The 13,451-nt window shown below is 62.1% G+C and carries 13 protein-coding genes and 1 pseudogene; 6 read left to right on the top strand and 8 right to left on the bottom strand.

Features of this window, described 5'->3' with window-relative positions:
- Positions 1-172 precede the first annotated feature (172 nt).
- Together J2858_RS04465 and J2858_RS04460 are read right to left on the bottom strand one after the other, a co-directional pair.
- Complete coding sequence (locus J2858_RS04465) at positions 173-1,480, bottom strand: NAD(P)/FAD-dependent oxidoreductase (protein ID WP_210103504.1); 1,308 nt, start codon at positions 1,478-1,480, stop codon at positions 173-175.
- 12 nt (positions 1,481-1,492) lie between these two features.
- Positions 1,493-2,740: an NAD(P)/FAD-dependent oxidoreductase gene (locus J2858_RS04460; protein ID WP_210103503.1), complete on the bottom strand. Its 1,248-nt coding sequence runs from the start codon at positions 2,738-2,740 to the stop codon at positions 1,493-1,495.
- Positions 2,741-2,928: 188 nt separating this feature from the next.
- On the opposite strand from J2858_RS04460, the gene glf reads away from it, so the two are divergent.
- The gene (gene glf, locus J2858_RS04455; RefSeq protein ID WP_348635444.1) at positions 2,929-4,101 is read left to right on the top strand and encodes a UDP-galactopyranose mutase; all 1,173 of its coding nucleotides are present in this window, start codon (positions 2,929-2,931) and stop codon (positions 4,099-4,101) included.
- 110 nt (positions 4,102-4,211) lie between these two features.
- Positions 4,212-4,520, top strand: a pseudogene (locus tag J2858_RS04450) (manganese catalase family protein); the annotation flags it as partial.
- Between the two features lie 341 nt (positions 4,521-4,861).
- On the opposite strand, the gene J2858_RS04445 reads toward J2858_RS04450, so the two are convergent.
- Positions 4,862-5,413: a sigma-70 family RNA polymerase sigma factor gene (locus J2858_RS04445; protein ID WP_210103501.1), complete on the bottom strand. Its 552-nt coding sequence runs from the start codon at positions 5,411-5,413 to the stop codon at positions 4,862-4,864.
- Between the two features lie 286 nt (positions 5,414-5,699).
- Here J2858_RS04445 and J2858_RS04440 point away from each other — a divergent pair, with 286 nt between their 5' ends.
- Complete coding sequence (locus tag J2858_RS04440) at positions 5,700-6,701, top strand: LacI family DNA-binding transcriptional regulator (protein ID WP_210103500.1); 1,002 nt, start codon at positions 5,700-5,702, stop codon at positions 6,699-6,701.
- Positions 6,702-6,831: 130 nt separating this feature from the next.
- Positions 6,832-7,167: a hypothetical protein gene (locus J2858_RS04435; RefSeq protein WP_210103499.1), complete on the top strand. Its 336-nt coding sequence runs from the start codon at positions 6,832-6,834 to the stop codon at positions 7,165-7,167.
- Positions 7,168-7,362: 195 nt separating this feature from the next.
- Here J2858_RS04435 and J2858_RS04430 read toward each other — a convergent pair whose 3' ends face one another.
- The 4 genes from J2858_RS04430 to J2858_RS04415 form a co-directional block, all read right to left on the bottom strand.
- On the bottom strand, positions 7,363-7,587 hold the full coding sequence (locus J2858_RS04430) for a hypothetical protein (RefSeq protein ID WP_210103498.1): 225 nt from the start codon (positions 7,585-7,587) through the stop codon (positions 7,363-7,365).
- 45 nt (positions 7,588-7,632) lie between these two features.
- Positions 7,633-7,875 (bottom strand): 30S ribosomal protein S21, encoded by a 243-nt coding sequence (rpsU, locus tag J2858_RS04425; RefSeq protein ID WP_210103497.1) that lies wholly within the window; start codon positions 7,873-7,875, stop codon positions 7,633-7,635.
- Between the two features lie 51 nt (positions 7,876-7,926).
- Complete coding sequence (locus tag J2858_RS04420) at positions 7,927-8,211, bottom strand: cold-shock protein (protein WP_210103496.1); 285 nt, start codon at positions 8,209-8,211, stop codon at positions 7,927-7,929.
- 119 nt (positions 8,212-8,330) lie between these two features.
- Positions 8,331-8,540 (bottom strand): cold-shock protein, encoded by a 210-nt coding sequence (locus tag J2858_RS04415; RefSeq protein ID WP_210103495.1) that lies wholly within the window; start codon positions 8,538-8,540, stop codon positions 8,331-8,333.
- A gap of 580 nt (positions 8,541-9,120) precedes the next feature.
- Between J2858_RS04415 and J2858_RS04410 the strand changes: the two genes are divergently transcribed.
- Together J2858_RS04410 and J2858_RS04405 are read left to right on the top strand one after the other, a co-directional pair.
- Entirely contained in the window at positions 9,121-10,554 is a 1,434-nt protein-coding gene (locus tag J2858_RS04410; RefSeq protein WP_210103494.1) for an aldehyde dehydrogenase family protein, read from the top strand.
- A gap of 141 nt (positions 10,555-10,695) precedes the next feature.
- Positions 10,696-10,974, top strand: a complete 279-nt coding sequence (locus tag J2858_RS04405; protein ID WP_210103493.1) for a hypothetical protein — start codon at positions 10,696-10,698, stop codon at positions 10,972-10,974.
- A 291-nt stretch (positions 10,975-11,265) separates the two neighbouring features.
- Here J2858_RS04405 and J2858_RS04400 read toward each other — a convergent pair whose 3' ends face one another.
- Positions 11,266-13,059: an MFS transporter gene (locus J2858_RS04400; protein ID WP_432443249.1), complete on the bottom strand. Its 1,794-nt coding sequence runs from the start codon at positions 13,057-13,059 to the stop codon at positions 11,266-11,268.
- Positions 13,060-13,451 lie beyond the last annotated feature (392 nt).

The following is a 13,451-nucleotide window of genomic DNA, read 5'->3' as shown; positions in this document are numbered from 1 at the left end:
CGGACGACCGTCAAGCCTGATGCGCGGCCGGCAGAACCCCGGCCGGCCGCGCAATCCCTTGCCCGGCCGGTGCACAGTCGCACCCGTGCCGGTGCCTGATGCAGACAAAAGAATTCCTCCCGGAATTGACGGTCGCCGCGGCGGACGGCCGTCAAGCCTCATGCGCGACCGGCTACCACCCCAGCCGGTCGCGCATTTCATACCACCAGGCCCCGAGCACGGTGAGCGGCACGCGGAACCGCAGCCCGCCAGGGAAGGGGAGGTTGGGCAGCGAACTCCACACATCGTAGCGCTCGGCATGGCCGGCCACCGCTTCGCCGAGGATCTTTCCCAGAAGATGCGTCGTCGTCACCCCATGGCCGCTGTCGCCATGGGAGAAGTAGAGGTTGGGGCGCAGCTGTCCGATATGGGGAATGCGTGTCAGCGTCAGCGCGAAATTGCCGCTCCAGGCATAGTCGATGCGCACGCCCGCCAACTCCGGAAAGGTTTTCAACATGTTCGGCCGGATGACGGCGGTGATGTCCTTCGGATCGCGTCCGCCATAGCCGATGCCGCCGCCATAGAGAATGCGGTTGTCGGCCGTGCGGCGATAGTAGTCGAGAATGTAATTGGCATCTTCCACGCAGTAGTTTGCCGGAAGCAGCGCTTGCGCCAGACCCGCCTCCAGCGGCTCGGTCGTCAGCACCTGGCTGGAGACCGGCATCATGCGGCCGCTGATCTCCGGCAGCTGCGGCGGAAGATAGGCATTGCCGCAGACCAGCACATAGCGGGCCCGGACCGCGCCCTTCTCCGTCACGACCCGATAGGGTGTGCCTTCCTCCAGCCGGATCACGCGCGAGCGCTCGAAAATCTGCCCGCCCAGACGTTCCACGGCGCCAGCCTCTCCGAGCACCAGGTTGAGCGGATGGATATGGCCGCCGAGCCGGTCGATCATGCCGCCGGCATAGCGGCCGGTCTTCGCATAGCGGCCAACCTCCTGGGCGGACACCATTTCGAGGCCCGGATGGCCATGACGCTCCCAGTCGGCCTTGTGCGCTTCCATGGCGCGCATCTGCTTGTCGGTAAAGGCGGCAAAGAAGCCGCCATCCACGAGGTCGCAGTCGATGGCGTATTTCTCCACGCGGGCGCGGATGATGGCGGCACCTTCCAGCGACATCTCGCCAAGCCGTGTCGCCTTTTCCTTGCCGTAGCGGGCGGCAATCGTCTGCAGGTCGCGGCTGTAGCCGTTGACGATCTGGCCGCCATTGCGCCCGGAGGCGCCAAAACCGATGCGTTCGGCCTCCAGCACGACCACGCTATAGCCGCGCTCGGCCAGTTCAAGCGCTGCCGAGATGCCGGAAAAGCCCGCGCCGATGACGCAGACATCGGCCTCCGTCTCACCCTGAAGCATCGGGCGCACCCGCCTGTCGCGGGCGCTTGCCGCATACCAGGAGGGCGCATGGCCGGGATTGTCCGTTAAGCCCCGCACTGCCTCAGGCATGGACTTCTCTCCTCAGATCGCAAATCGTTCCGGCCGGTAGGGGCGGGTATCCAGGAACGGCGTCTCGCCGCAGATCTGTTCGGCAATCACCCGTCCCGTCACCGGGCCAAGCGTCAGGCCGTGATGGGCGTGGCCGAAGGCAAACCACAGCCCCTTGTGACGCGGCGCCTTGCCGATCACCGGCATCATGTCGGGCGTGCAGGGGCGGGCGCCCATCCAGGGCTCCTTGTCCAGCCGCTCGCCAAGCGGAAAGATGGTGCGGGCGACAGCTTCGGCGCGGCCAAGCTGCACCGGCGTCTTCGGGGCGTCGCGCAGCGCAAATTCAGCCCCTGTGGTCAGGCGGATACCCTTGTCCATGGGAGCGAGGAAATAGCCGCGCTCGGCATCCATGGTCCAGCCGTTCAGCACCTTGTTGTCGGTGGTGCCGTAATGCATGTGATAGCCACGCTTCACGCCGACGAGGAACTGATAGCCGAGCGGCTTTGTCACGGTGTCGGACCAGGGGCCGAGTGCAATCACCACGTCCTTGCCTTCGACGGAACCGTCATCGGTTGAAACCTTCCAGCCCGTGGCGGTCTGGGCAAGGCTTGTGGCATCACCCTTGACGAAGCGGCCGCCGAGACTTTCGAACAGCTTGACATAGGCCAGCGTCAAGGCGTGCGGATCGGTGACCGACCAGGGATCGACCCAGGTCAGCGCGCCGACGAAATCCGAACTTAGATGCGGTTCCTTGGCGGCGAGTTCCGCGGCATCCAGCACCTTGAAGTCGAGATTGTATTCGCGCTTCAGCCGCTCGGCCTCGGCAACCTCGCCATCCTGCTTGGCGCGCGTGCGAAAGGCCTGCGTCCAGCCGTTCTTGCGGATGAGGTGCTGCGCGCCGGAGGCTTCGATCAGCGCGTCATGCTCTGAAACGGAATGCTCGATCAGCGGCGCATAGGCGCGCGCGATCACCTGATGGCGGCTCAGATTGGAATGCCACCAGTACCGGCCGAGAAACTTTGCAACGGCTGGAAGGGCGGACAGATCGTAGCGCACGTCGATGCGGTTGTTGAGCGCCACCTTCAGGATCATGCCGAGCTGCTGGGGGAAGGCGTAGGGCACGACGCCCTCGCGCTGGATCAGCCCGGCATTGCCGAAGGAGGTTTCCTCGCCGGGGCCGCGCCTGTCGACCAGCACCACGGATTTGCCCCGTTGTGCCAGATGGAGCGCTGTCGAAACCCCGATGATCCCCGCGCCCAGAACGATTGCATCCGCTGCCATGACTTGCCTTCACTGTGTGCCTGAATTCGACCGAACATGCCCCTCGTGCGCAAGCGGCGCAAATGAAAAGTACAAGCTGTACACATTCTCTCAAGCGCTCTCGCAAGCGCTGCGAAAGCCTGCGCCGCTATGCGGTTGAGATTGCGGCCGCCGCGCCGCGCGCATCCATCCGTCCTGGGGAGACGCCCGTGAGCTTTCGTGACTATGACCTGATAATCGTCGGTGCCGGCTTTTTCGGTGCCACCATCGCCGAGCGCACGGCAAGCGAACTGGGCAAGCGGGTGCTGATCATCGACCGCCGCCACCATATTGGTGGCAATGCCTATAGCGAAAACCATCGTGAAACCGGGATCGAGGTGCACAAGTATGGTGCCCACCTGTTCCATACACCCAACAAGACCGTGTGGGATTATCTCAACCGTTTCACCCGCTTCACCGATTATCGCCACCGCGTGTTCACCTCGCACAAGAACCAGATCTATTCGATGCCGATCAATCTCGGCACGATCTGCCAGTTCTTCGGCCGGCATCTTGATCCGGCGGAGGCGCGGGCGCTGATTGCCGAGCAGGCCGCCGAGCTTGGCGACCGGGCGCCGCAGAATCTCGAGGAAAAGGCGATCTCGCTGATCGGTCGGCCGCTCTACGAGGCCTTCATCCGCGGCTATACCGCCAAGCAGTGGCAGACCGACCCGCGCGATCTGCCCGAATCCATCATCACCCGGCTTCCGGTGCGCTACAATTTCGACAACCGCTATTTCAACGACGCTTACGAAGGCCTGCCGGTCGATGGCTATACGGCGATCTTTGAGCGCATGCTGTCCAATCCGCTGATCGATATCCGCCTCAACACCGATTATTTTGCCGTGAAGGGCGAAATCCCCAAGGGCAAGCCGGTGGTCTATACCGGCCCGATCGACCGCTATTTCGACTACCGCGCCGGCGAACTCAAATGGCGCACCATCGATTTCGAGGAAGAGGTGGTCAGCACCGGCGATTTCCAGGGCACGGCCGTGATGAACTATGCCGATGAGGACCTGCCGTTCACGCGCATTCTGGAGTTTCGCCATTTCAACCCGGAGCGGGCCTATCAGAGCGAAAAATCGGTGATCGTGCGCGAATATTCGCGCTCCGCCACCCGCGCCGACGAGCCCTATTATCCGATCGATACCATGCAGGACAAGCTGACCTACCTTGCCTACCGCAACCTCGCCGAACAGGAAAAGGATGTGGTCTTCGGTGGCCGGCTTGGCACCTATCGCTATCTCGACATGCACCAGGCGATCGGGGCGGCCCTCAAGAGCTTCGAGGCTGACATCCTGCCGCGCTTCTTTGCGTCGGAACGGGCAGCGATCGCCGGCTGACCGCATCGGCTGGCGCCGGCGCTTTTCCGGATCGGCCGGCGGCGCCAAGTTGGCAGGGAACATCTCCACATCCGTCTTTTTGGGCTGACGAACCAACCTGAAGGAGAGACATGTTTTATACCGACGGCAAGCTGCAGTATCCGGTCCGCGTCGACAAGCCCGATCCCCTGTTTGCGCGTGCGCTTCAGCAGGCTATCGGCGGCGTGGAAGGGGAAATCCGCGTGGCAATGCAGTATTTCTTCCAAGCCTGCGGCGCGCGCGGCAATCCCAAATTCCGCGACATGCTGATGAACACGGCAACCGAAGAGCTTGGCCATATCGAAATGCTGGCAACGGCTGTTGCGCTCAATCTGGAAGGCGCACCGCTGTCAGAGAAGGAAGCCGTGGCGCAGGATCCGGTCTCCAGCATGGCGCTTGGCGAGAAGCCGAACCTTGGCACGGCCAAGCCCAACAGCGGTGCTCAGTCCGAACAGATGTAACGGCGGACGCGATCGCAGATGCGCCGAAGCCGGACGTGCCCCGACACATCCGGCTTCGGCTTCTTTATTCTATTCTCGTTGAGGTAATCCCATGAAAAGAAGCTGGATTATCTTGGTGGCGGTGGTCGCTCTTGTCGCCCTGTTTTTTCTCACCTCCCGCCCGTTTACCCAAAGCGGCGATGAGCCGGGACAACCGAGCCCGCACGCCATTACGCAGTAAAGGCGGGGGGCATCCGGATCGTCTTATTTTTCAGGAAGACTCAGGAGGGCTTGAACGCCGATCAGCCGAGCTGCTCGGCAAGATGCGCGCGGGCGCGGTTGACGCGGCTCTTGATCGTGCCGACCGGGCAGCCGCAGCGTTCGGCCGCTACCTCATAGCTCTCGCCCTGGATCAGGATGATGTCTACCGCATCGCGATAGTGCTGCGGAAGGTCGAGCAGGGCGCGGTGAAATTCGCGCGCGCGCACGGCCCATTCCTGCGGCGCATTGACGGTCGGGCGGGCAGAGGCGCAATCATCCATGCCGATCACCTCACGCTTGGCAAGGCCGAACTTCGTGCAGAACGTATTGCGCAGGATGGTGAAGAGCCAGGATTTGAGGCTGGTGCCCTCCTGGAACTTGTCAAGATTGGCAAGCGCCCGCATCAGGGTCTCCTGCACAAGGTCATCGACATTGGTCGGGCTCCGGTCAAGGCGTCGAGCAAATGCCTTCAGCGCCGGGATCAGCTCGATCATTTCGGCGCGGATGCGGGCCTGTGCGGCTTCTGCGTAGTCCACGTCGTTTGAAGACAGGCGCGCAGCACCAAGATGGGCCAGTGCAGGATCGATGAACATATGCGGCTTCCTTCTACCCTCAATCGAGGACAATCCGAGGCTTGCGTCTTGGTTCCTTCCCTTTCCGTCAAACTGATAATTTATCAGCAAAATGCCGGGTGAAACTGCATGGCCGGGCCGGTGCCTTTGCGGGAAACCCTGTCATTCGACTGTCAGACAGAGGTTCTAAGACATTTGACCAGGTGTTGCACGCCTGTGCGGGAAGTCTTCGGTTGACCGGCATCCATGATGCTGGCGGCCTCCACTGGGACGAGTGAACGGAATGAAAAACGGCAGAGGCCCCCGCATGCGTTTCGTCAGTGCCGAGCAAGTGGCGAGGCGGGCCGGTGTGTCGCGTTCGGCCGTTTCGCGCACCTTCACGCCCGGCGCCAGCGTGTCGCCTGCGACGCGCGAAAAGGTGATGCACGCGGCCCAGGAACTCGGCTACCATGTCAACGATCTGGCGCGCGGCGTCCTCAACAACCAGAGCCGGCTGGTGGGCATCGTTGCGACGCGCCCGGAAGTGGGTTTTCGTGCCCATCTCACGGCAGCACTGTCCAAGGTGCTGATAAAGCGCGGCAATGTGCCGATCCTCATCAATACCGGGCAGACGGAAGAGGAACTGGTGGCCGCGCAGAAAATGCTGATCGGTCACCGCGCCGAAGCCACCATCATTCTCTCGGGATCGCCGCCGGCCAGCTTCTTCGAGCTTGCCCGGCGTAATGGCCAGCCGGTGGTGATGATCGGCCGCTCGGAGCCCGATGCTGACCATGTGCGAGCGGGAAATTCCGAGGCGTCGCAGCAGGCAGCCCTTGCCTTCCTTGCGGCCGGGCGGCGGCGTTTCGCCTTTGCCGGCTCCCATTCCGCAACGCCGGCTATTCTGGAGCGGGAAACCGCCTTCGTTGCCGCGGTCGAAGCGGCCGGATTTACGGTGCGCGTCGCGCGCGGTCGCGATTCCGATTACGACAGCGGCGTGGTGGCGGCACGCCAGCTGATGGCGGATAGAGAGGACCTGCCGGATGCGGTGTTCTGCGCCAACGATCTCATCGCCTTTGGACTGATGGATGTGATGCGGCTGGAGGCAGGCCTTGCCGTGCCCGATGATCTGGCGGTGATCGGCTTTGACGATGTGCCGGAGGCCGCCTGGCTCAACTACCGCCTCACCACCTTTCGTCAGGATCCGGATGTCATGGCGAGACGGGCGGTCGAACTGCTCGAGCGGCGGCTGGCAAACCCCGACGCAGAACCGGATGTGGAGCGGGTCATCCCCCTCATCGTCTATCGCGACAGCTTTCGCGGCAAGATGTGATGCCGGATATGGACCGTGGCTCGACCGGCAGGGCGGATCCGCGGCTTGATCGCTACCCATCGGAGATTTGAACGGTTTTGCGGGAACGGCCGACGCTCGCCGGTGTTGAGGGGATGGAAGGAGACATCCCATGCACCGCTTGATCCTCACCACAGTCGTAAGCCTTGGCCTGTCTGCCGGCGCATCGGCCACCGGACGGGCTCTTGCCCAGGAGGGCAGTCCGGCCGCGTCTGCCGAAAAATGCACCTTGCCGCCGGCACAGCAGGGTCAGCCATCCGCAAAGACCGGGCGCAGCGGGCAGGGCAGGGCACCTGATCTTGCCGATTGCAACGGCGTCCTGAAGGCGCCGCCCGTTGGGGACCAGGGGCTTGTCGAACCAGCCCCGTCGGTCGGCGAAACGCCGGTGATCCGGCCTGGCGATCTGCCGGGCACACCACAGGCGCCGAACGCAGGCTCCGGCGGCTGATCCGGCGCTGCCCGCAGGATTTTGGCGACGCGCGCAAGGAGGTACGCCCACAGGACAGGGGCGGGGCGGATCAGCCCTGGCTTCGACTGGGAGAAACATGCCGATCCCGTAGCGGGCGGGTGTCGGCGCCAAACCAAAAAGGCCGCCGCCCGATAGGGCGCGGCCTTTTTCTGGAAAGCAGCAGAACGCGTGAGCCTACTTCTTGGAAGCAGCCTTGCGGGGCTTTGCGGCCTTCGGCGCGTCTTCCACCGTCTCTTCCGCTTCCTTGGCGAGGCGTGCCTGCTTCAGGCGTTCGGTCTTCTTGTCGCGTGCGACCGATTCCGCGTCGATGATCGCGCGGGCGGTGTGGTCGGTGGTTTCGGCCTTTTCACGGGCAGAGACCTTGCCGGGCTTGAAGAAAACGTCTTTCGTGGCAGTCATCTTGGCTCCTCTCGCAAAGGGGTGAGGGACGGTACGGAGCGAAATTTAGCGACGGCCGCGGACGGCAACCTTCTTGGGCATGGGCAGCAGGCCTTCGCGCTGCATCTTCTTGCGCGCCAGCTTGCGCTGCCGACGAATGGCTTCCGACTTTTCGCGGGCGCGCTTTTCCGACGGCTTTTCATAGGCGCTGCGCGCCTTCATTTCGCGAAAGACACCTTCGCGCTGCAACTTCTTCTTCAGCACCCGAAGTGCCTGGTCTACGTTGTTGTCTCTTACCAGAACCTGCAAAACATCTCCTTTTGCACGGCCGCAAGGGCCATTATGTGCATCTTGTGGTGGTTACTTGCCGATCTTCATCGAGGCGGGATTGAGCCACGAATTGCCCTTTGCGGGCGAGACGGCCTTCTCTTGCATTGCAGAGCGTGTCGACTTTTCAGGATCGATATCGCTCTCGATGATCCGACGGTCGAACGTTTCGTTCTCGAACCGGATCCGGTATTGCGCATGTCCATAGGCAGAGGGCATGACAGCCGATATGCGGCAAATGTCCGTCCGCTCCTGCCTCGAGCCTGCTGCCGCCTTCAAGACAATCATGTCTCCGACGGAATAAGTCGGTCTGCTCATCGCGCATCTCCCGACGTGCTCGCGTAAAACAAAAAGGCCGGGCGTTAACCCGACCTCCTCAAGTCACTCAGCCGATTAACCGCCAGTACATCCGTGGTCGGCTAGGGCGAATGACAATATCAAGCCGCCTGCAGGTTGTCGGCCGAGCTCTTGCCCGAGCGCTTGTCCTGGACGATGTCGTAACGGATCTTCTGGCCATCGGCCAGGCCGCGCAGGCCAGAGCGCTCAACGGCAGAGATGTGGACGAAAACGTCCGCGCCGCCGTTGTCAGGCTGAATGAAGCCGAAGCCCTTGGTGCTGTTAAACCACTTTACGGTACCAGTGTTCATGACGATCTCCTTTGTCAATCGTAAGTTATCCCGACGCGAAACCCGCCGGGCTGATCGATATTTTGAAAGGAAATCGACAGAGCGCCTTAGCTCTCGGACAAAGTCACAACCAAGTTCGATGACGACAATGTATGCTAATTTCCGGAAATGGCAACAGATTTCGCGAAATAAAATTTCTTGCGGTGCAAAAGATCGCGTTGCCGCGGCCGCCTATCCCTTTGAAATTCGAGGTTTTGCAGCGCGTTTTCGGGTGCGGCCCCAAAAGGTCGCACCCTGCCGGATTGGGTGCGGACTACAACCTGAGCGTTAATAAGGCAAGGGTCCAGAGAGGCAATTTCGCCATCAACGAAGCTTGTCATATAACTTTGGCGGAATGTATGATAGATAATCTTGACGCCGGATGCTCCATGCCCCTTTATGCCCAGAGCTTGTGGGTGGTGCGTGCGTCGCGCGTTGCCAGAACCGAATCGCGACAATCAGCCCTTGCATGCAGGGCAGCCGGCAGGCCATTGTTCCATCATCCGGCGGCCCTGTCTGTCGATCAGTTAAATATCACGGCGAAAACGCCGAAGGAGGCTCCATGACCATTCACCAGAACCTGATTGCCGGCGAGTGGGTCGGCAGTGAGGCATCGGAAAACATCAACCCGTCCGACACCAAGGATGTTGTCGGCCTTTATGCACAGGCGACGGCCGAGGATGCCAAGGCCGCCATCGAGGCGGCGCAGGCGGCGTTCCCGGCCTGGTCGCGTTCGGGCATTCTGGAGCGCCACGCCATCCTCAAGAAGACGGCGGACGAAATCCTGGCGCGCAAGGACGAGCTTGGCCGTCTCTTGGCCCGCGAAGAGGGCAAGACGCTCGCTGAAGGCATCGGCGAGACCATCCGCGCTGCGCAGATCTTTGATTTCTTTGCCGGCGAAGCGCTGCGCCTGACCGGCGAAATGGTGCCCTCCGCCCGTCCCAATATCGGCGTCGAAATCACCCGCGAACCGCTCGGCGTCATCGGCATCATCACGCCGTGGAATTTTCCGATCGCCATTCCCGCCTGGAAGATCGCCCCGGCGCTCTGCTACGGCAATACGGTGGTGTTCAAGCCGGCCGATCTGGTGCCGGGCTGCTCATGGGCCATCGTCGATATCCTGCACCGCGCCGGTCTGCCGAAGGGCGTGCTGAACCTCGTGATGGGCCGTGGCTCCGTCGTTGGCCAGGTGATCCTCGACAGCCCGAAGGTCAACGGCATTACCTTCACCGGCTCCACCGGTACCGGCAAGCGTGTGGCGCTCGCCTCCGTCGAGCATAACCGCAAGTTCCAGTTGGAAATGGGCGGCAAGAACCCGATGGTGGTGCTCGATGACGCCGACCTGACGGTTGCCGTCGAAGCCGCGGCCAATTCCGGCTTCTTCTCCACCGGCCAGCGTTGCACGGCATCGTCGCGCCTGATCGTCACGGAAGGCATCCATGATCGCTTCGTGGCAGCGCTGACGGAAAAGCTGCAGTCGCTCACCATCGACAACGCCCTGAAGGCCGGCACGCATATCGGCCCGGTCGTGGATGAAAAGCAGCTCAAGCAGGATACCGATTACATCGAGATCGGCCAGCAGGAAGGCGCAAAGCTTGCCTTCGGCGGCAAGATCCTGGAGCGCGAAACCCCCGGCTTCTATCTTCAGCCGGCGCTGTTTACCGAAGCCACCAACCAGATGCGTATTTCGCGCGAGGAAATCTTCGGACCTGTTGCCGCCGTCATCCGTGTCAAGGATTATGAAGAGGCGCTTGCCACGGCCAATGACACGCCCTTCGGCCTGTCTGCCGGTATCGCGACCACCAGCCTGAAGCACGCCACCCACTTCAAGCGCAATTCGGAAGCTGGCATGGTCATGGTCAACCTGCCGACGGCGGGCGTCGATTTCCACGTGCCCTTCGGTGGTCGCAAGGCCTCGTCCTTCGGCTCGCGCGAACAGGGCAAGTATGCCGCCGAATTCTTCACCGTGGTGAAGACGGCCTATACGCTGGCCTGATCGCCACGACATCAGAGAGAATGCGGGCCGGCGGGGATCCTCTCTCCGCCGGCTTTTTGTTTGGGCTTATCGTGTGTCAGCGCTTGCCCGCTCCGCCCGCCTGTGAAACCTTGCAGGCGGGGTGAGGAGGAAATGTCCCGCATGATCGAACTGCTTGGTACTCAGCTTACGGATCCATTCCGGATCGGATTGATTTTCTTTCTGCTCGTCACGGCCGTGCGAACACGCCACAGCATGGGCATGCGCGCACCGCTTGCCATGGGGGTGGTCTTCGTTGCCATTCTGCTGCCGCTCACCACGGAAGCCGGCGCTGTTGGCGCCACTCGGCTTTCGGCGGTGCTGTCGGGCATCCTCGCCAATGCCGTCATCCTTGCCGTCTTTCTGGCCGGCTGGACCCTTTGGGAACGGCGCAGCCGCTAGAGCATTTCCAGGAAAAGTGTGAAACGGTTTTCCGTCCGGAAATGCGTTAAAACAAAATGCTCCAAGGCGGCGTTGCAGCATCGCGCTCTTCTGTAACGTACGCTTCCTTGACCGGACCGGTTGCTCCGTTGGCCCGGACCTTCTTCCGTGAATCCGTGAAATAAGTATCAGCAGGATTTTGGGCGCGCGAGGTCGCACGCTTGCCAAACGGAAACAGGCTGGCGGGGGGCCAGCCTGTCTGTTCTGCGCAATGTCATAGGAAGCCGGTCGAGGGACCGGCTTCGCTGTGGATCATTTCACGTCGTCCGCAAAGATGTCCTTCTTGTGGGTATTGCCCGGCACCAGCAGCGCGCCGATCACAACGGTCGCGCCGGCGATGATGATCGGATACCACAGGCCGCCATAGACGTTGCCCGTCTGGGCCGAGATGGCGAAGGCGGTTGCCGGCATCAGGCCGCCGAACCAGCCATTGCCGATGTGATACGGCAGCGACAGGCCCGAATAGCGGATGCGGGTGGGGAAGAGTTCCACCAGCATGGCGGCAATGGGCGCATAGACCATCGTCACCAGCAGGATGAGGTAGGTGAGGATCAGCACGACCCCGAGTTTCTGGCCGGTGAAGATGTCGAAGAAGTTCGAGGCGCGGATGACCGTCGTGTTCTTGTCCGCCACCAGTGGATAGCCGGCAGCTGTCAGCGCGTCATTCACCGACTTGGTGAAGGCGGCAGGCGTTGCCTTGGCGGCATCGCCGGCCAGTTTGCTCGCGTCATAGGACGGGATGACCGTCTCGCCGATCTTGATCTGTGCCGTCGTGACAGCCGGATCCTGAACGGAGGTATAGTTCACCGAAGAGCGCGCAAGGGTGGACTTGGCGATGTCGCAGGACGAGGTGAACTTGGCGGTGCCGACCGGGTTGAACTGGAACGAGCAATCGCCAGGAGCCGAGGTAACGGTGATGGCCGTCTGCTGGGCCGCATGCAGCGCCGGGTTCGCCGTCTCCGTCAGGAGCGGGAAGACGAACTTGTAGGTGAGCGCGGCAATCAGGCAGCCCGCGAGGATGATCGGCTTGCGGCCGATCTTGTCCGACAGCGACCCGAAGAACAGGAAGCCGCCGGTGCCGAGGATCAGCGACCAGGCCACCATGACGTTGGCGGTGAAGCTGTCGACCTTGATGACGTTCTGCAGGAAGAACAGGGCGTAGAACTGGCCGGAATACCAGACGACCGCCTGGCCTGCGACAAGCCCGAAGAGCGCGATGAGGGCGAACTTGCCGTTCTTCCAGGTGCCGAAGGCTTCGCGCAGCGGCGCCTTGGAGGCGGCACCCTCTTCCTTCATCTTCTTGAAGGCGGGCGATTCATTCATCTGCATGCGGATGTAGAGCGAGACCAGCAGAAGAAGGATCGAGCCCAGGAAGGGAACGCGCCAGCCCCAGAGGTCGAAGGCCTTGATCATCTTGGCCGTTCCGTCCGGGTTCATCACGGCGGCACCGGCGGCATCGAGGACGGCGGTCGGGGCCCAGTTGGCGTTCACATAGCTCTGGACGCCGAGGATGACGATCAGCGACAGCAGAAGCCCAAGCGTTGCCGTGGTCTGGATGAAGGCGGTGAAATAGCCGCGCTGGTTGGCCGGGGCGTGCTCGGCCACGTAGACCGCGGCACCGCCATATTCCCCGCCGAGCGCCAGGCCCTGCAGCATGCGAAGCGCAATCAGGATGATCGGTGCGGCGGCACCCCAGCTGTTATAGCCAGGCAGCAGGCCGACCAGGAAGGTCGACAGGCCCATGATGAGAATGGTCATCAGGAAGGTGTATTTGCGTCCGACCACATCGCCCAGCGCGCCGAAGACGAGGGCGCCGAACGGGCGCACGATAAATCCTGCCGCAAAGGCAAGAAGGGCAAAGACGTTACGAGTGGCTTCCGGGAAGGCGGTGAAATACTGCGCGCCGATAATGGCGGCAAGCGAGCCGTAAAGATAGAAGTCGTACCATTCAAAGATGGTGCCGGCGGAAGAGGCCATGATGACCTTCTTCTCCTCGCCTGTCATGGGCCGCGAACGGTCGCGGGCACTCATTTCTACTGCTGCCATGTATGCCTCCTCCTGGCTTTCCAGCCTCCCGGCTGGCCAAATCCACTCAAATTTCCCCCGCGGACGGCCACCTCTCAGGCCGCTGGCGGCTCCCGTTCCGGTCCTCACCCGGGCGAAAGATGCAAAACGGTATCGCCCAAGCGATCCGCCCCTCCTTGGCCCCGCCGACAGGAAGGTCGGCGGCGGCTCTTTCGCATCTGTCCCCGACGAAGAGGACGGACAGGAAGACATCCTATTTAACACAACCCAAATATGCCGATCAGAACGACTTTGGTCTAAGGGGTGATCGGGGCGCCGCCTTATCCACAGACGCCTTGCGAAGGCGCAGCGATGCAGCCTGCTGCCGGCGTTGAACGGCCGGTACTAAGCGTGGAAGGGCAGGGCGGGCGTCC

Source organism: Neorhizobium galegae (assembly GCF_017877135.1).
Classification (GTDB): Bacteria; Pseudomonadota; Alphaproteobacteria; order Rhizobiales; family Rhizobiaceae; genus Neorhizobium; species Neorhizobium galegae_A.
This window is presented reverse-complemented; position numbering and strand designations above follow the sequence as displayed.